The organism is Noviluteimonas caseinilytica (assembly GCF_018406605.1).
GTDB lineage: Bacteria > Pseudomonadota > Gammaproteobacteria > Xanthomonadales > Xanthomonadaceae > Noviluteimonas > Noviluteimonas caseinilytica.
Genome location: NZ_AP024545.1, coordinates 533,498 through 547,904, shown reverse-complemented (window position 1 = coordinate 547,904; position 14,407 = coordinate 533,498). Strand labels below are relative to the sequence as shown.

The 14,407-nt window shown below is 69.3% G+C and carries 22 protein-coding genes; 8 read left to right on the top strand and 14 right to left on the bottom strand.

Going from position 1 to position 14,407, the window contains the following annotated elements; translation table 11 throughout:
- Positions 1 to 72 precede the first annotated feature (72 nt).
- Positions 73 to 1,170: an NAD(P) transhydrogenase subunit alpha gene (locus LYSCAS_RS02825; RefSeq protein ID WP_213435513.1), complete on the top strand. Its 1,098-nt coding sequence runs from the start codon at positions 73 to 75 to the stop codon at positions 1,168 to 1,170.
- 3 nt (positions 1,171 to 1,173) lie between these two features.
- On the opposite strand, the gene LYSCAS_RS02820 is transcribed toward LYSCAS_RS02825, so the two are convergent.
- The 4 genes from LYSCAS_RS02820 to LYSCAS_RS02805 form a co-directional block, all read right to left on the bottom strand.
- Complete coding sequence (locus LYSCAS_RS02820) at positions 1,174 to 1,647, bottom strand: DUF3106 domain-containing protein (RefSeq protein WP_407075153.1); 474 nt, start codon at positions 1,645 to 1,647, stop codon at positions 1,174 to 1,176.
- Positions 1,647 to 2,018 carry a hypothetical protein gene (locus LYSCAS_RS02815; protein ID WP_244858640.1) on the bottom strand — a complete coding sequence of 124 codons (372 nt, stop codon included), beginning with the start codon at positions 2,016 to 2,018 and terminating at the stop codon, positions 1,647 to 1,649. Before LYSCAS_RS02815 ends, LYSCAS_RS02820 begins: the two co-directional genes overlap by 1 nt.
- On the bottom strand, positions 2,015 to 2,563 hold the full coding sequence (locus LYSCAS_RS02810) for an RNA polymerase sigma factor (protein WP_244858714.1): 549 nt from the start codon (positions 2,561 to 2,563) through the stop codon (positions 2,015 to 2,017). The genes LYSCAS_RS02815 and LYSCAS_RS02810 overlap by 4 nt, the downstream gene beginning before the upstream one ends.
- 72 nt (positions 2,564 to 2,635) lie before the next feature.
- The gene (locus LYSCAS_RS02805) at positions 2,636 to 2,980 is read right to left on the bottom strand and encodes a hypothetical protein (protein ID WP_213435511.1); all 345 of its coding nucleotides are present in this window, start codon (positions 2,978 to 2,980) and stop codon (positions 2,636 to 2,638) included.
- A 130-nt stretch (positions 2,981 to 3,110) separates the two neighbouring features.
- Here LYSCAS_RS02805 and LYSCAS_RS02800 point away from each other — a divergent pair, with 130 nt between their 5' ends.
- Together LYSCAS_RS02800 and LYSCAS_RS02795 are read left to right on the top strand one after the other, a co-directional pair.
- The gene (locus LYSCAS_RS02800; RefSeq protein WP_213435510.1) at positions 3,111 to 3,410 is read left to right on the top strand and encodes an NAD(P) transhydrogenase subunit alpha; all 300 of its coding nucleotides are present in this window, start codon (positions 3,111 to 3,113) and stop codon (positions 3,408 to 3,410) included.
- Complete coding sequence (locus LYSCAS_RS02795; protein WP_213435509.1) at positions 3,407 to 4,807, top strand: NAD(P)(+) transhydrogenase (Re/Si-specific) subunit beta; 1,401 nt, start codon at positions 3,407 to 3,409, stop codon at positions 4,805 to 4,807. Before LYSCAS_RS02800 ends, LYSCAS_RS02795 begins: the two co-directional genes overlap by 4 nt.
- Positions 4,808 to 4,813: 6 nt before the next feature.
- Here LYSCAS_RS02795 and LYSCAS_RS02790 read toward each other — a convergent pair whose 3' ends face one another.
- The 3 genes from LYSCAS_RS02790 to LYSCAS_RS02780 all read right to left on the bottom strand — a co-directional run bounded on the left by LYSCAS_RS02790 (position 4,814) and on the right by LYSCAS_RS02780 (position 6,460).
- Positions 4,814 to 5,296, bottom strand: coding sequence for a hypothetical protein (locus LYSCAS_RS02790; protein ID WP_213435508.1), 483 nt, complete (start codon positions 5,294 to 5,296; stop codon positions 4,814 to 4,816).
- Positions 5,297 to 5,378: 82 nt separating this feature from the next.
- The gene (locus tag LYSCAS_RS02785; protein ID WP_213435507.1) at positions 5,379 to 5,849 is read right to left on the bottom strand and encodes a hypothetical protein; all 471 of its coding nucleotides are present in this window, start codon (positions 5,847 to 5,849) and stop codon (positions 5,379 to 5,381) included.
- A gap of 104 nt (positions 5,850 to 5,953) precedes the next feature.
- Positions 5,954 to 6,460: a hypothetical protein gene (locus tag LYSCAS_RS02780; protein ID WP_213435506.1), complete on the bottom strand. Its 507-nt coding sequence runs from the start codon at positions 6,458 to 6,460 to the stop codon at positions 5,954 to 5,956.
- 104 nt (positions 6,461 to 6,564) lie between these two features.
- Here LYSCAS_RS02780 and pdxR point away from each other — a divergent pair, with 104 nt between their 5' ends.
- A complete protein-coding gene (gene pdxR, locus LYSCAS_RS02775) occupies positions 6,565 to 8,007 on the top strand; it encodes a MocR-like pyridoxine biosynthesis transcription factor PdxR (protein WP_213435505.1) in 1,443 nt (480 codons plus the stop codon).
- A gap of 4 nt (positions 8,008 to 8,011) precedes the next feature.
- Here the strand turns inward: pdxR and LYSCAS_RS02770 are convergent, their stop codons facing one another.
- Complete coding sequence (locus LYSCAS_RS02770; RefSeq protein WP_213435504.1) at positions 8,012 to 8,434, bottom strand: hypothetical protein; 423 nt, start codon at positions 8,432 to 8,434, stop codon at positions 8,012 to 8,014.
- A gap of 111 nt (positions 8,435 to 8,545) precedes the next feature.
- Between LYSCAS_RS02770 and sufT the strand changes: the two genes are divergently transcribed.
- Complete coding sequence (sufT, locus tag LYSCAS_RS02765) at positions 8,546 to 9,097, top strand: putative Fe-S cluster assembly protein SufT (RefSeq protein WP_213435503.1); 552 nt, start codon at positions 8,546 to 8,548, stop codon at positions 9,095 to 9,097.
- Positions 9,098 to 9,130: 33 nt separating this feature from the next.
- On the opposite strand, the gene LYSCAS_RS02760 is transcribed toward sufT, so the two are convergent.
- The 3 genes from LYSCAS_RS02760 to wrbA are packed head-to-tail and all read right to left on the bottom strand — an operon-like array spanning position 9,131 to position 10,560.
- Positions 9,131 to 9,616, bottom strand: a complete 486-nt coding sequence (locus tag LYSCAS_RS02760; protein ID WP_213435502.1) for an asparaginase domain-containing protein — start codon at positions 9,614 to 9,616, stop codon at positions 9,131 to 9,133.
- Between the two features lie 36 nt (positions 9,617 to 9,652).
- Positions 9,653 to 9,973: a DUF2069 domain-containing protein gene (locus LYSCAS_RS02755; protein ID WP_213435501.1), complete on the bottom strand. Its 321-nt coding sequence runs from the start codon at positions 9,971 to 9,973 to the stop codon at positions 9,653 to 9,655.
- On the bottom strand, positions 9,970 to 10,560 hold the full coding sequence (gene wrbA / locus LYSCAS_RS02750; RefSeq protein ID WP_213435500.1) for an NAD(P)H:quinone oxidoreductase: 591 nt from the start codon (positions 10,558 to 10,560) through the stop codon (positions 9,970 to 9,972). Before wrbA ends, LYSCAS_RS02755 begins: the two co-directional genes overlap by 4 nt.
- 56 nt (positions 10,561 to 10,616) lie before the next feature.
- Between wrbA and LYSCAS_RS02745 the strand changes: the two genes are divergently transcribed.
- The 3 genes from LYSCAS_RS02745 to LYSCAS_RS02735 are packed head-to-tail and all read left to right on the top strand — an operon-like array spanning position 10,617 to position 12,749.
- Positions 10,617 to 11,891: a YihY family inner membrane protein gene (locus LYSCAS_RS02745; RefSeq protein WP_213435499.1), complete on the top strand. Its 1,275-nt coding sequence runs from the start codon at positions 10,617 to 10,619 to the stop codon at positions 11,889 to 11,891.
- Positions 11,888 to 12,478 (top strand): TlpA family protein disulfide reductase, encoded by a 591-nt coding sequence (locus LYSCAS_RS02740; RefSeq protein ID WP_213435498.1) that lies wholly within the window; start codon positions 11,888 to 11,890, stop codon positions 12,476 to 12,478. Before LYSCAS_RS02745 ends, LYSCAS_RS02740 begins: the two co-directional genes overlap by 4 nt.
- A gap of 1 nt (position 12,479) precedes the next feature.
- A complete protein-coding gene (locus LYSCAS_RS02735; RefSeq protein ID WP_213435497.1) occupies positions 12,480 to 12,749 on the top strand; it encodes an acylphosphatase in 270 nt (89 codons plus the stop codon).
- Here the strand turns inward: LYSCAS_RS02735 and ppk2 are convergent.
- Genes ppk2 through moaB form a run of 3 tightly spaced genes read right to left on the bottom strand, consistent with a single transcriptional unit; the run spans position 12,746 to position 14,396 of the window.
- The gene (gene ppk2, locus LYSCAS_RS02730) at positions 12,746 to 13,522 is read right to left on the bottom strand and encodes a polyphosphate kinase 2 (protein ID WP_213435496.1); all 777 of its coding nucleotides are present in this window, start codon (positions 13,520 to 13,522) and stop codon (positions 12,746 to 12,748) included. The genes LYSCAS_RS02735 and ppk2 overlap by 4 nt on opposite strands.
- Positions 13,519 to 13,878: a helix-turn-helix domain-containing protein gene (locus LYSCAS_RS02725; protein WP_244858639.1), complete on the bottom strand. Its 360-nt coding sequence runs from the start codon at positions 13,876 to 13,878 to the stop codon at positions 13,519 to 13,521. Before LYSCAS_RS02725 ends, ppk2 begins: the two co-directional genes overlap by 4 nt.
- On the bottom strand, positions 13,878 to 14,396 hold the full coding sequence (gene moaB, locus LYSCAS_RS02720; RefSeq protein ID WP_213435495.1) for a molybdenum cofactor biosynthesis protein B: 519 nt from the start codon (positions 14,394 to 14,396) through the stop codon (positions 13,878 to 13,880). The genes LYSCAS_RS02725 and moaB overlap by 1 nt, the downstream gene beginning before the upstream one ends.
- Between the last annotated feature and the right edge of the window lie 11 nt (positions 14,397 to 14,407).

Here is a 14,407-nt window from a genome sequence, read left to right as displayed (position 1 = left end):
GCGCCGCGCCGCGCTAGGATGCGCCACGGGCCCGCGGGCCCTGGCGCGATTCCCCCTGGCAAGGAGCAAGGCATGGCGGTTGCGATCGGCATCGCGCGGGAAACCGCACCAGGCGAGCGGCGCGTCGCGCTTACGCCCGAAACCTGCAAGAAATTCATCGCCGCCGGCGCCGACGTGCGCATCGAGCGCGATGCCGGCATGCGGGCCGGCTTCCCGGATTCCGCCTATGCCGATGCCGGCGCGCGCATCGTCGACGATGCGGACGCGGCCGTCGGCGACGCCGACATCGCCTTGTGCGTGCAACCCCCGTCGCCCGAACGCATCGCGCGGCTCAAATCCGGCGGCGTGCTCATCGGCATCCTGCAACCGCAGGCCGATGCGGCGCGTGGCGACGCGATCGTTGCGCGACAACTCGTTGCCTTCCCGCTCGAACGTTTGCCGCGCACCACGCGCGCGCAGGCGATGGACGTGTTGAGTTCGCAGGCCGGCATGGCGGGTTACAAGGCCGTGCTGATCGCCGCGCAACTCGCGCCGCGGTTCTTCCCGATGCTCACCACCGCCGCGGGCACGATCCGCCCGTCGCGCGTGTTGATCGTCGGTGCGGGCGTCGCGGGCCTGCAAGCCATCGCGACCGCCAAGCGCCTGGGCGCGCAGGTCGAGGGCTTCGACGTCCGCCCCGAAACGCGCGAACAGATCGAATCGCTCGGCGGCAAGTTCCTCGACCTCGGTGTCAGCGCGGCGGGCGAGGGCGGTTACGCGCGCCAGCTCACCGACGAGGAACGCGCGGAACAACAGCGCCGCCTCGCCGAACACCTCAAGCTCGTCGATGTCGTGGTGTGCACGGCTGCGGTGCCGGGCCGTCCCGCGCCGAAGATCGTCACCGCGGCGATGGTGGACGGCATGAAGCCGGGCAGCGTGATCGTGGACCTGGCCGCGGAAACCGGCGGCAACTGCGAACGCACGCAACCGGGCGAAACGATCGAAGCCGGCGGCGTCATTGTTGCCGGCCCCTTGAACCTCGCCAGCATGGGTGCGTTGCACGCGAGCGAGATGTACGCGCGCAACGTCTACAACTTCGCGTCGTTGCTGTTGAAGGACGGCGCGCTCGCGTTCGACTGGAACGACGAGCTGCTGGCGCGCTCGGTGTGGCCGGAGCGCGCGCCGGCCTGAGCGTCAGCGCGGGCGTTGCGGGGCGGGATTCGCGGGCGGGTGCTGTTCCAGCCAGGCGTCGCGCTGCTCGGGCGTCATCGTGCGCCATTGCTCGCGCAGGGCGCGGCGGGCGTCGGGATCCATCTCGCGCATGCGCTCGTACAAGGCGCGCGCGTGTTCGCGCTGTTCGGGATTGAGGTGCGACCAGCGGCGCATGCCGTCGTGCGCGGCCTTGCGTTGTTCCGGCGTCATCGTCTGCCAGCGCTTCGCGTGTTCGAGCATGCGCGTGCGCGCGGCGGGTTCGGCGTTCCAGCGTTCGCGGATCGGGGCGATCAGCAACTCGCGTTCGGCGGCGCTGAGTTGTTCCCACGCAGGCGGCGTGGGTCCGGTCGGCACCGGTTTCGCAGGCTTGTCCTGCGCGAACGCGGACGCGCAGCACACGAACAGCGCGATCGCCAGCGCATGCATCGAAAGGAATCGGGCGTGGCGCATCGTCATCACTCCATGGCCAGCGAGGCGGCGTCGTCGGACGCCAGCCACACGTAGAGGTCGGGGTTTTCGTCGAGGGTGTCGTACGTGGTGGCGGCATCCGTCGGCGCCGTGGCGGCGACCGTGGCGGGCGCGGGTGTCGGCGTGCGGACCGACAGCCCGATCGCGAGCGCGCCGATCGCGAAGGCCGCGGCGAGGGGCCAGGCAGCGCGGAGCGGATGCGCCGTCTTGCGCGCATTGCCGGCCAGCGCGGTGCGGCGGCGCTGCACCAGTTGTGCGCGCACCCGCGGCGACAGGTGATCGAGCGACGCGACATGCGCTTCGCGCATCGCCGCATCGAAGGCGGCGTCGCGGGCGTTTTCGTTTTCGTGCGTGCTCATCGGAATTCCTCCAGTTGCGCCTGCAACGCTTCGCGGGCGCGGAACAAATGTGTCTTGACCGATCCTTCGCTGCAGCCCATCACGCGCGCGGTCGTCGCGACGTCGAGCTGTTCGAGCACCCGCAGCGTGAAGGCTTCGCGCTGGCGTGCGGGCAAGGCCGCCAAGGCACCCGCGATCTGCGTGTAGGCCTCGCGGCTTTCGTGCTTGCGTGCCGGGTCGGTGTCCGGATCCGCCGACGCAGCGGCGTCCAGCCAATCGAACCCGGCGTCTTCCCGCGCCGGCTGCGGGAGCAGCCAGCGCAGGCGGAACGTGCGCCGCCGCTGCGCATCGATGATGCGGCTGCGCAGGATGCTCCAGAACAACGGCGTCCATTCCGACGCGGGCCGCTCGCGGTAGCCGAGCATCTTCACCATCGCGTCCTGCACCGCGTCGAGCGCGTCTTCACGATGCCGCAGGCCCAGTTCGGCGAAGCGGAACGCGCGCGCGGAGATGCCATCGAGGAAGGCATCGAGCGTGCGCGGCCCGTCCACCGTCTCCGGGGCCAGGAGGCTGGCGACCGCCTGGGCGGCCGCTTGCTCGTCGATATCGTCGGTCACGCGCTGGAGCATAGCCGCCGGTCAGTGGTGGCGATCCCAGCGCCGGTCGAAGCGTTCACCGCGACGGTCCCAGCGGGCGTCGGCGAGGTCGCCGCGACGGTCCAGGCGCTGTTCGATGCGATTGCCGCGGTGCTCCAGGCGATCGGCCATGCGTTCGTGGCCATGCGCGTCGGCCCAGCGGGCGCGCTGGTCGTAGCGCTGCTCGATGCGGGCGCCGCGGCGGTCCAGGCGGTGGTCGATGCGGTCGCCGCGGCGATCCATGCGGTGTTCGACGCGATCGCCGCGGTCGGCGGCGGCCGCGGTACCGGCCAGGGCGAGGCCGAGGAGCAACAGGGCAAGCGAGGAAAGCGCGGTCCGGTGTTTCATCACGACCCTCCGTTGGGCAGGCACGGCGCCTGCGGGGAAGGGGAACGCGGCCCGGCCGCGATGGTTGACCGGGCGCGCGCCGGATTCACCAATCGTTATGATGGCCGCGACTCGGACAGGGGCACGGCGCATGGCGGACGGATTCGCGGTTGCCTTCATCTTCGTGCTCGCGGCGATCGCCGGGCACGTGATCATTTCCCGCGTGCCGGTGATCCTGCACACGCCGCTGATGTCGGGCTCCAACTTCATCCACGGGATCGTGCTGATCGGCGCGATCGTGGTGCTGGGCGCCGCGGAGACCCCGCTGGAGAAGGTCATCGGCTTCCTGGCGGTATTGCTGGGGGCGGGCAATGCCGCCGGCGGCTACGTGGTGACCGAACGCATGCTCGACATGTTCAAGTCCAGCCGGAAGCCGGAGGCGAACAAGTGAGCCCCGTCGTCGCGACGACCCTCGCCGGGCTCAGCTATCTCGTCGCCGCCGCGCTGTTCCTGCTGGGCCTGCAACGCATGGCCTCGCCGGTCACCGCGCGCAGCGGCATCCAGTGGGCGGGCATCGGCATGGTGCTCGCCACCGTGGCCACGTTCCTGCTGCCGGGCCTGCACAACTTCGTCCTGATCATCGTGGCGCTCGTCATCGGCACCGCGGGCGCGTGGGTGTGGGGCAAGCGCGTGGCGATCACCGACATGCCGCAGATGGTCGCGCTGTTCAACGGCATGGGCGGTGGGTCGGCGGCGGCGATCGGCGCGGTGGAATTGCTGCGCGTCAGCGCGCATCGCGGCGAGCCGCCGTCGATGCTGCACCTGGTGCTCGCGATCGTCGGCGCGCTGATCGGCGCCGTGTCGCTCACCGGTTCGATCATCGCGTGGGCCAAGCTCGACGGGCGCATGGACAAGCGCTACACCTTCCCCGCGCAGCAGGTCTTCAACGCGCTCGTCGCGGTGGCGGCGGTGGTGCTGGGTGCGTATGCGGTGTACACGCTCGACACGACGATCATCGTCGCGTTCTTCGTCGTGGCGCTCGCGCTCGGCGTGCTGATGACGCTGCCCATCGGCGGCGCGGACATGCCGGTGGTGATCTCGCTGTACAACGCGTTCACCGGCATGGCGGTGGCGTTCGAGGGCTACGTGCTCGGCAACAACGCGCTGATCGTGGCCGGCACGATGGTGGGCGCGGCGGGCATGCTGCTCACGCGCCTGATGGCGAAGGCGATGAACCGGCCGATTTCCGGCGTGCTGTTCTCCAACTTCGGTGGCGGCGGCACCGCGCAGGAAATCAGCGGCGCGCAGAAGCCGATCGAAGCCGGCGACGTCGCCGCGATGATGGCCTACGCCGAACGCGTGGTGATCGTGCCCGGCTACGGCATGGCCGTGGCGCAGGCGCAGCACAAGATCTGGGAGCTCGCGCAGCGCCTGATCGCCCGCGGGGTCAAGGTGAAGTTCGCGATCCATCCCGTCGCGGGCCGCATGCCCGGCCACATGAACGTGCTGCTTGCCGAAGCCGGCGTGCCGTACGACCTGATCGCGGACATGGACGACATCAACCCCGAATTCCCGAACACCGACGTGTCATTGGTGATCGGCGCGAACGACGTGGTCAACCCGGTCGCGAAGACCGACCCGGCCTCGCCGATCTACGGCATGCCGATCCTGGACGTCGACCAGTCCAGGCACACCATCGTGATCAAGCGCGGCAAGGGCACGGGTTTCGCTGGCATCGAGAATGCGCTGTTCTACGCCGACAACACGCGCATGTTGTACGGCGACGGTGCGGAGATGGCGAGTGCGCTCGTCAGCGAACTGAAGGCACTCGACGGTGGCGGCCACTAACGGCCGCTAGCGCACCGCGCGTCGCGCAATGAATGCGCAGGCCACGCCGATGAGCACGTGCACCACGATGCTCGCCGTCACCCACGGCACGTTCACCGACTTCGACGGCGCCGCAGCCGACAGCGGCACGACCACGTAGGTCATCAGCCCGTACAGGAACAACCCGTAGGGCACGCCCCACGCGATCGGTCGGCGCAGCAGCGCGGGCACGCGCGTGGCCACCAGTGCGAACGCCAGCACCATGCACGTGGCGATGAAGTAATGCGCCACGCCGCCGATCGTTGCGCTGCGCACGCCGCCTTCGAAACTCGCTTCCCCCAGCAGGCCCGAGCCGATCGATTGCAGGATGCGGATCGGCGGCACGTCGTGCGCGATCTTCCACCACGTGGAGGCGAACACCAGGTCGAACGTGCCGACGAGCAATCCGCCGAGCAGCACGGGACCGAAATGCAGGCGGGGAGCGCGGAACGTCGCAGCATGGGTCGTCATGGGAGCCTCGTCGAAAGTGGGTGGCGGACCGGGAACGTGCGCCCGTTGGGGAGGTGTTCGAACGTCCCCGGTCCGCGCTTGCTCATGGCAGGCACAGCGTCCCGGTGATGTTCGTGGTGATGACGGTGCCTTCGCGCGTACCGCTGACGAAGAAGTCGCCGGTGGCGCCCGCGAACTCGCCGGTGCCTTCGACGATGCGATGGTGCGCGACCACCACGCCCGGCACGGTCACGCCCGTCTCGCGCATCAGCAGCGTGCCGGTGCCGAGGCGGTATTCGAACGGGCCGCTGTAGGGCGTCGAACCCGGCGACGTCGGGATCGAGCCGAGGAAACTGTCCGATCGGAAATGCGTGGTGCCGCGCAAGCCGTGGTTGCCGTCGACGACGCCGAGGAAGCACGACGGCTCGCCGGCATTGCAGCCTTCGGTCACGCGCATCTCGAGGAGGTCGGCATGGATGGCCTTGCACTGGCCCGCGTGCGCGGCGCCGTTGGCGAGGAGGGATACGGCGAATGCACAGGCAAGGCGCGAGCGGAACGACGCAGCGTGCGACATGGTGGACTCCCGGAACCGGCGGTGGGATCGCCGGCGTGGACGGGATGCTCTTGCCGGCGGCCGCGCATCGCGAGCACCACCTGCACGCAATCGCCCGGAACCAATCAGCGCGACGCGGTCACGCGCGCGATGCCGACGCAGCCGATGCCGATGCCCGCGAACGTCGCCGCGCAAGCGAGCAACCACGACAGCGGCGTCGCACCGGTCTCGCGCACCGCGGTGAACAGCGGCACGCACACATGGAACAGCAGCACGTACGCGGCCATGCCATACAGCGCACCGCCGATGAAGCCCGACGCGCGCACGCGCGCACTGCGCGCATGCAAGCGCACGAACCCGTCGACGATCACGCCCATCACCGCGCAATACAACGCAAAGCCCGCGATCGCCGTCGCCATGCCGCCGGCGTGCGCCGCGTTGCTGCCGAGCACCCAGGACGCGATCGCCTGCGGAATGCGGATGGCGGGGATGCCGTTGCGCAGTCCCCAGAACAGCGCCGCCACCGCCAGGTCCGCCGCCGCGAACACCACGCCGCCGAGCGCGATCCATCCCAGCCGGGGCAGCGCGCGGAGGCCGGAACGGGGCGAATCCAGGGCAGTGAATGCGTGCATGGCCGGGCTCCTCGCGGAATTGGCCTCATCTGGCCCCTGAAGATTGGCACTGGCAAGGGCCAAACTGGCACGGCCGAATGGTGCCATTCCGTCGGAGGTCGCCCATGCACCTGCAACTGGATGGTCGCGGTCCGCTCCATGCCCAGCTCACCCGGGCGCTCAAGTCCGCGCTGGCCAACGGCCGCGTGGGCGAAGGCAGCCGCTTGCCGCCGACGCGCGCGCTGGCCCGCGACCTCGGCCTGTCGCGCAACACCGTGCTGACCGCGTACGAACAATTGCGCGCCGAAGGCTTCATGGATGCGCGCGTGGGCTCCGGCAGTTATGTCTCCGCGCCGCTGCTGGCCGAAGCCGCCAACGATCCGCCGCCGCGGGTCGCCGAACCGCAGACCGCGTACGCGCGCCGCTCGCGCGAAATCCACAGCCTCGCCACGCTCGGCACGCGCCGGAAAGTGCAGGGCATCCGCTGGTCATTCCAGTACGGACTACCGCTGGTCAATCCCGCGCTCACCACCGCCTGGGCGCGCGAACTCGCCCGCGCCGCCGCCTACACCACGCCCAACTATCCCGACCCGCAAGGCCTGCCCGCGTTGCGCGAAGCGATCTGCGATTACCTCGCGCGCCGCCGCGGCGTGCAGGCCACGCCCGACGACGTGCTGATCGTGAGCGGGACGCAGCAGGCCGTGTCGTTGTCGGCGCGCGTGTTGCTGGAGGAAGGCGAACTCGCGGTGGTCGAGGAACCGCAGTACTTCGCGCTGCGCCAGATCCTGCAGATGCACGGCGCGCGCGTGCAGGGCACGGGCGTGGATACGGATGGGTTGTGCGTCGACCAGTTGCCCTCGGCGTCACCGCGATTGATCTGCGTGACCCCGTCGCACCAGTTCCCGAGCGGCGCGGTGATGTCGCTGCCGCGGCGCCTCGAGCTGCTGCAGTACGCGCGCCAGCACCACAGCTGGATCCTCGAGGACGACTACGACGGCGAGTTCCGCTACGACAGCAAGCCGCTCGCGGCGCTGCGTTCCCTCGATCGCGACGGGCGCGTGCTGTACGTCGGCACGTTCTCGAAAACGTTGTTCCCGTCGCTGCGCCTCGGTTACATCGTGATGCCCGCGACGCTGCAACAGGATCTGGTCACTGCGAAATGGGCGCAGGACTTCGGCAGTTCGGCGATCGAGCAGGCGGCGCTCGCGCACTTCATGACCGAGGGTGGCTTCGAACGCCACCTGCGTCGCAGCACGCGCACCTTGCAGGAACGGCGCGCGGCATTGCTGGATGGACTGCGCGAAATCGGCGCGGGCCGCATCGACATCGCCGATTCGCACGCAGGCATGCACCTGGTGGTGTGGCTGCGCGACAAGACGCACGCCGACCTCGACAGCCTGCTCGCGCATGCGCACCAGTTGGGCCTGGGGTTGTATTCGATCCGCCCGCACTACCTGCAGCCGCCGGATCGCGCGGGCCTGCTGATGGGTTACTGCGGCTTGTCGGTGAGCGAGATCAACGAAGCGCTGCCGTTGTTCGCGCGCGTGCTGGACCAGGCCTATCGCTGACGCATCAGCGCGAGGCGATCGCCGCAAGCACCACGCCTGCGGCGAGGAAGGCGAGGTCGGCGGTGTGGTTGGCGAGCATCGTCAGGGTCCAGGCCAGCGAAGGCCCGAGGCGCGTCGCCGTATCGATGAAGCCCATGCCCAGCATCCCGGCCAGGTGCGCCGAGACGATGCCCCAGTGCGCGAGGAGGATGGTCAGGAGCGTCGCGACGACCCCGGCCAGCATGCGCGGCACGCCCGGCCTCGCGCCGCCCAGGCGCAGCAGCCACGCCGCATCGAGCGCCGCGAGCAGCGCCATCCACGCGCATTGCGAACCCGTGAGCAGCGCCGCCACGATCCAGGCCGCGGCGAGGCCGCTGCAGCCGAGGGCAAGGAGGGCGAGGGCGGACCAGGGAAGCGGACGGGGATCGGGGTGTTGCGCCTGCGACATGCAGACCGGCTCCGGGGCAGGCGGGTTCAGCGGGGCGCACAGCATACCGGCCGGACAGCCACTAGAATGCACGGCCTTGCGCGCAACGCCGCGCACCCCCACGTGTCCGGCATGTATTCCCGCAGCAGCGAACCTGTCCGTTTCGAACGCGATTGCGCCGTGGTCCTCGTGCCACAGGGCGAGGAAGTCACGTTGCCCGCGGGCAGCATCGGCTACATCACCCAGGCGCTCGGCGGCAGCTACACCGTGTTCGTCGAAGGAAATCTTTTCCGCGTGGCGGGCAAGGATGCCGACGCGATCGGCAAGGAGCCGCCCGTGCCGCTGGAGCTCGCGGCCGGCGCGTCGGACGAAGACGTCGAGAAGCTGGTGTGGAAGCAGTTGCGCACGTGCTTCGACCCGGAGATCCCGATCAACGTCGTGGACCTGGGCCTGGTGTACGAGGCCACGGTGAAGGCGCGCGAGGACGGCACGCGCGAAGTCGAGGTCAAGATGACGCTCACCGCACCCGCATGCGGCATGGGCGACATCCTCGTGGACGACGTGCGCAACAAGCTCGAGATGATCCCGACGGTGACGGAAGCCGACGTCGAACTGGTGTTCGACCCGCCGTGGAATCGCATGATGATGTCCGAGGCCGCGCGCCTCGAGACCGGGATGCTCTGACTGTCATGCCCGCGCAGGCGGGGCATCCACGCATCAGGTCGCTTCGAAGCGATTCGCCGCCACGTTCTTCCGCACGTGCGCCGGATCCCAGATCTTCCCGTTCATCGCGATGTACACGCCCGGCGGCAGGCTCTGCACCGCGCCGACGGCCGTGCCGACGTTGAACTCCGCATCCGATCCGCGGAAGCGCGCGGGGCTCAGCGCGCCGGTCAGCACGATCGTGCGATCCGCCAGGCTGGCGAGCACGTGCGCCGTCTCCACCATCGTGTCGGTGCCATGCGTGACCAGCACGTGCTTCGCCGGTTGCGCGGCGATGGTGGCGCGGATCAGTTCGCGATCCTCCGCCGTGATGTGCAGCGAATCCTTGCGGATGATCGGGATCACGTTGAACTGGAACGCGACGCCGAGCTCGCGCAGGATGCCGCCGATCTGCGGCTCGCCGATCTGGTAGTCCGACTTGTCGTCGAAATAGATCTTGTCGATCGTGCCGCCGGTGGTGACGATGCAGAGCGTGTCCATGGGCGCGGATTATAGGTCCGGTCGGCCGGCTTTCGATCAGCGCTTCGAGAAGCGGGCGCGCAGGCCCGGCAGGCTCGCGGCCAGCACCACGACCAGCGACAACAGGATCTCGATGTTGGCCAGCTGCCGATCCTCCGGCCGCGACCACGACACCATCACCCCGTGCGAGAACCACCCCAGCGCGAGCAGCCCGGCCCAGAACGCGGGGCGGTTGCCGCCGTTCCAGCACAGCGCGGCCAGCAACAATGCCGGGCCCGCGAAGATCGCCATCGCGACGGGCTCCACGTAGAACCAGAACACGTACAGCGCGGCGAGCCCGAGCAGGCCACCGATCAACAAGCGCGTCGAAAGGCTCATGCGAGTTTTCCTGCAAGGAGGGCGATGCGCTTGCCGAGCGCGCGCGCGAGGAGGGCTTCTTCGTCGCTGGGACGCGGATCGTCCTGCAGCCCGGCGTAGTGGCTGGCGCCGTACGGCGTGCCGCCGGTGCGCGTGGTGTTGAGCGCAGGCTCGGTGTACGGCAGGCCCGCGACCACGCACCCGTGGTGCAGCAACGGCAACATCATCGAGAGCAGCGTGGCTTCCTGTCCGCCGTGCAGCGTGGACGTGGAGGTGAACACCGCGGCCGGCTTGCCGACCAGCGTGCCGCTGGCCCATTCGGCGCCGAGCTGGTCGATGAAGTACTTCAGGGGCGAGGCCATGATCCCGAAGCGCGTCGGGCTGCCGAGGATGAGCCCCGCGCACTCGGCGAGGTCCTTGCGGTCCACGTAGGGCGCGCCTTCGTCGGGCACCGGCGGCGCCGCGACTTCGGTGACGGGCGCGACCGGCGGCACGCTGCGCAGGCGCGCGGTCATGCCGTCGACTTCCTCGATCCCGCGCGCGACCTGCCGCGCGAGTCGCGCCACCGAACCACCACGGCTGTAGTAAAGGACCAGGACTTCGGGCATGCGGACCTCCGGCAAGCGCGCAGCATAGACGATGGGTGGGGTAGGCTTGGCCTCCGATGGAGCCCCTCGACACCATCAATCGCTACGCCTCATACCTGCGCGATCGCCATCGCACGGGCACGTTCTTCCGTTTTTTGTGGAAGCGCTTCCTCGACGACGGACTCTTCCAGGCCGCCGGCGCGCTGTCCTACACCACGGTGTTCGCGCTGGTGCCGCTGTTCGTCGTGGGCTTCGGCGTGCTGTCGGCGTTCCCGGTGTTCGACATCTGGCGCGACCGCCTGGTCGATTACATCTTCTCCAACTTCGTGCCCAGCTCCGCGCGCGCGGTGGAAACCTACCTGCGCCAGTTCTCCGCCAACGCGGGGCAACTCACCGCGGCCGGCATCGTGGCCCTGGTGATCTCGCTGCTCATCACGCTGACCAGCGTGGAGGCCACGTTCAACCGCATCTGGCGCGTGCAGACCGCGCGGCCGAAGTTCGCGCGGTTCCTGGTGTACTGGACGGTGTTCACGCTCGGCGCGCTGGTGGCGGCGACGAGCCTGGCGATTTCCTCGCGCTTCTTCGCGATGGCCGTGTTCGAAACGCAGGCGGGGCAGTGGCTCGAACAGATCCTGCTGCGCCTGGCGCCGTTCCTGATCGAGCTCGCGGCGTTTGCGGCGATCTTCAAGGTGGTCCCGCATCGCACCGTGTTGTGGCGGCATGCGGTGGGCGGCGCGTTCCTCGCGGCGCTGGTGTTCGAGATCGTGAAGTGGTGGCTGGGCGCCTTCATCGGCAACTTCAGCAGCTACGGCAAGGTGTACGGCACGCTCGCGTTCCTGCCGATCTTCATGGTGTGGATCTACCTGGGGTGGACGGCGATCCTGCTCGGCGCGTCGTTCGCGGCGTCGATGTCGGCGTTCCGCTACCAGCCGGTGGCGATGCGCTTGCCGCTGGGGTTCGAGTTCTATGCGCTGCTGCGCCTGCTGGGCCGCTTCAGCCAGGCGCGCGTGCAGGGGCGTGGCTTGCACAGCCACGACATCCAGCAGATGGAACCGATGTTCACCGACTCGCTGGTGCAGCAGATGTTGTCGCAGCTGTGCGAGATCGGGCTGGTACGACGCTCGGAGGACGGCGAGTGGCTGCTCGCGCGCGACCTGGATCACCTGACGCTCGGCGAACTGTACGAAGCCTGCCAGTTGCGCGTGCCCGTCGCCGAAGCGCACCTGCCGTGCCGCGACGACAAGCTGGGCATCGCCGCGGCCAATGCCCTGGACGAACTGCGACTGCCGCTGCGCGAATTGCTGAAGCGCCGCGTGTCGTCGATCTTTGCCGATATCGGAGTGGAAGAATGAAGTTGAAGTTGATGGCAGCCGCGTGCGCGTGCGTCGTGCTCGCCGCCTGCAATGCACCGGCGCCGCCCGCGGCACCGGCCGCGCCCGCGAGCGTCGCCGCCCCCGCCAGCGTCGCCGCGCCCGCCACCGTCGCGGCGGCACCGCCCGCGAAGACCGCCGAGATCCCGACGCTCTCGCTCGCCACCATCGACGGCAAGCACTTCGACCTGGCGTCGCATCGCGGCCGCTGGGTGGTCGTGAATTTCTGGGCCACGTGGTGCGGGCCGTGCCTGAAGGAAATGCCCGCGTTGTCGGCGCTCGACACGATGCGCGAATACATCGACGTCGTCGGCCTGGCCTACGAAGACACCACGCCCGAGGCGATGAAGGCATTCCTCGCCAAGCATCCGGTCTCGTATCCGGTCGCGCTGGTCGACGTGTATTCGCCGCCGAAGGATTTCGAATCGCCGGCCGGCTTGCCGACCACCTATCTCATCGCGCCCGACGGCAAGGTGGCCAAGCGCTTCCTCGGCCCGGTCGAAGCGCGCGACATCGAAACCGCGATCGCCGCCGCGGGCGGCCCGAAGCCGGGCGCGCAGGGCGGCTGACATGGCGGCCGCGCGCTTCTTCGTGTCGGGACACGTGCAGGGCGTGTTCTTCCGCGCGTCCGCGCGCAACGAAGCGCTGCACCTGGGCTTGCGCGGCTATGCGCGCAACCTGCACGACGGGCGCGTGGAAGTGCTCGCCGTCGGCGACGTGCAGGCGCTGGAACACATGGCCGAATGGCTGAAGCACGGCCCGCCGCACGCGCGGGTCGAAGGCATCGAACGCCTTGCCGCGGATGACGGCGAGGCCGGCCCGGATTTCGAAACCGCTTAAAGGTCGAACGCGGGAATCGGATCCAGCACGCCGAAGCGTTCCTTCTGCGGCTTGCCGGGCAGCGGAGGGAAATCGATGGTCGGGTCCGCGACGCGCGTGTCCGGCAGGCGATCCAGCAAATCACGGATCAGCGTGAGCCGCCCGCGTTTCTGGTCGTTGAAATCCACCAGCGTCCACGGGGCCTGTTCGGTGTGCGTGGCGCGCAGCATCGCTTCGCGCGCCTTCGTGTAATCGGCGTAGTGCGTGCGCGCGGCCAGGTCGATCGGCGAGAGCTTCCAGCGCTTCATCGGATCGCGCACGCGTTCGGCGAAGCGTGCTTCCTGCTTCGCCTGGTCGCAGCACAGCCAGTACTTGAACAACAGGATGCCGTCGTCGACGAGTTGCTGTTCGAACGCGGGCGCCTGCTTGAGGAAGGCCTTCACCTGCGCGGGCGTGGCGAAGCCCATCACGCGTTCGACGCCGGCGCGGTTGTACCAGCTGCGATCGAAGAGCACGAGTTCGCCGGCGGCGGGCAGGTGTTCGACGTAGCGCTGGAAATACCACTGCGCCTGTTCGGTTTCCGTCGGTTTGCCGAGCGCGACCACGCGGCACTGGCGCGGATTGACGGGCTGGCGGATCGCTTCGATCGCGCCGCCCTTGCCAGCCGTGTCGCGGCCTTCGACGACGACGACCACGCGCTTGCCGCTGTCCTTCAACCAGCGCGCCATGGCGACCAGTTCGCGCTGCATCGGTGCCAGCGCGGCTTCGTATTCCTTGCGCTTGATCGGTTTCATTTCTTCGCTCGCGTCGTGCGGCGCGGGGCGGGCCGGTCGGCCAGGCCGCGCGCGATTTCGAGCAGCGCGCCCTGCTGGCGCGTGGTCATCGCGCGATACGCGGCGAGCAACTCGTGCTCGCCGGCGGTGCGTGCGGGGTCCAGCGTCTGCGCGAGTTCCGCGAACAAGGCGCCGGCCGGCACGCCCAGCGTGCGTGCGAGCGCATCGAGCTGGTCGCGGCCCGGCATCTTTTCGCCGCGCAGCCAGGCCGACACGGTGGCGGCGCCGACGCGCGGGATCGCGGTGGCCAGGTCCGTCGGTGACAGCCCGCGCGCCTTGGCGAGCAGGCGCAACGTGGTGGCGAGCGGCATCGGCATCACTCCTTCAGCCTTGGGCGCAGCGTGGCGAGGTTGCAGGGCTTGGTGCGTGCGTCGAGTTGTTCGCGCAGGATCTTCTCCCACGCGGTGCGGCACGCCGACGTGGAGCCCGGCAGCGCGAACAGGAACGTCCCGTTGGCCAGTCCCGCAAACGCGCGCGATTGCAGCGACGACGTGCCGATCTCTTCGAAGCTGATCGCGCGGAACACTTCGCCGAAGCCGGGCATCTCCTTGTCGAGCAGCGGCAACAGGGCTTCGGGCGTGGAATCGCGACCCGTGAATCCCGTGCCGCCGGTGACGAGGATGCCGTCGACATTCTTGTCGGCGATCCACTGCGAGACGCGTGCGCGCAGTTGGTAGCGGTCGTCGGGCAGCAGCGCGCGATCGGCGAGCCGATGGCCTGCGTCCGTCAGCGCCTGCACGAGGTAGTCGCCGGAGCTGTCGGTGTCGGGCGTGCGCGAATCCGACACGGTCAGCACGCACAGGGACAGCGGGACGAGGTCGGGGGCGGCGCTCATGGGTCGCAGCC

Excerpts from the sequence above, each read along its gene's own strand:
- LYSCAS_RS02825 (WP_213435513.1), top strand. The coding sequence starts at position 73 with ATGGCGGTTGCGATCGGCATCGCGCGGGAAACCGCACCAGGCGAGCGG.
- LYSCAS_RS02820 (WP_407075153.1), bottom strand. The coding sequence starts at position 1,647 with ATGACGATGCGCCACGCCCGATTCCTTTCGATGCATGCGCTGGCGATC.
- LYSCAS_RS02815 (WP_244858640.1), bottom strand. The coding sequence starts at position 2,018 with ATGAGCACGCACGAAAACGAAAACGCCCGCGACGCCGCCTTCGATGCG.
- LYSCAS_RS02805 (WP_213435511.1), bottom strand. The coding sequence starts at position 2,980 with ATGAAACACCGGACCGCGCTTTCCTCGCTTGCCCTGTTGCTCCTCGGC.
- LYSCAS_RS02800 (WP_213435510.1), top strand. The coding sequence starts at position 3,111 with ATGGCGGACGGATTCGCGGTTGCCTTCATCTTCGTGCTCGCGGCGATC.
- LYSCAS_RS02790 (WP_213435508.1), bottom strand. The coding sequence starts at position 5,296 with ATGACGACCCATGCTGCGACGTTCCGCGCTCCCCGCCTGCATTTCGGT.
- LYSCAS_RS02785 (WP_213435507.1), bottom strand. The coding sequence starts at position 5,849 with ATGTCGCACGCTGCGTCGTTCCGCTCGCGCCTTGCCTGTGCATTCGCC.
- LYSCAS_RS02780 (WP_213435506.1), bottom strand. The coding sequence starts at position 6,460 with ATGCACGCATTCACTGCCCTGGATTCGCCCCGTTCCGGCCTCCGCGCG.
- pdxR (WP_213435505.1), top strand. The coding sequence starts at position 6,565 with ATGCACCTGCAACTGGATGGTCGCGGTCCGCTCCATGCCCAGCTCACC.
- LYSCAS_RS02770 (WP_213435504.1), bottom strand. The coding sequence starts at position 8,434 with ATGTCGCAGGCGCAACACCCCGATCCCCGTCCGCTTCCCTGGTCCGCC.
- sufT (WP_213435503.1), top strand. The coding sequence starts at position 8,546 with ATGTATTCCCGCAGCAGCGAACCTGTCCGTTTCGAACGCGATTGCGCC.
- LYSCAS_RS02760 (WP_213435502.1), bottom strand. The coding sequence starts at position 9,616 with ATGGACACGCTCTGCATCGTCACCACCGGCGGCACGATCGACAAGATC.
- LYSCAS_RS02755 (WP_213435501.1), bottom strand. The coding sequence starts at position 9,973 with ATGAGCCTTTCGACGCGCTTGTTGATCGGTGGCCTGCTCGGGCTCGCC.
- wrbA (WP_213435500.1), bottom strand. The coding sequence starts at position 10,560 with ATGCCCGAAGTCCTGGTCCTTTACTACAGCCGTGGTGGTTCGGTGGCG.
- LYSCAS_RS02745 (WP_213435499.1), top strand. The coding sequence starts at position 10,617 with ATGGAGCCCCTCGACACCATCAATCGCTACGCCTCATACCTGCGCGAT.
- LYSCAS_RS02740 (WP_213435498.1), top strand. The coding sequence starts at position 11,888 with ATGAAGTTGAAGTTGATGGCAGCCGCGTGCGCGTGCGTCGTGCTCGCC.
- LYSCAS_RS02735 (WP_213435497.1), top strand. The coding sequence starts at position 12,480 with ATGGCGGCCGCGCGCTTCTTCGTGTCGGGACACGTGCAGGGCGTGTTC.
- ppk2 (WP_213435496.1), bottom strand. The coding sequence starts at position 13,522 with ATGAAACCGATCAAGCGCAAGGAATACGAAGCCGCGCTGGCACCGATG.
- LYSCAS_RS02725 (WP_244858639.1), bottom strand. The coding sequence starts at position 13,878 with ATGCCGATGCCGCTCGCCACCACGTTGCGCCTGCTCGCCAAGGCGCGC.
- moaB (WP_213435495.1), bottom strand. The coding sequence starts at position 14,396 with ATGAGCGCCGCCCCCGACCTCGTCCCGCTGTCCCTGTGCGTGCTGACC.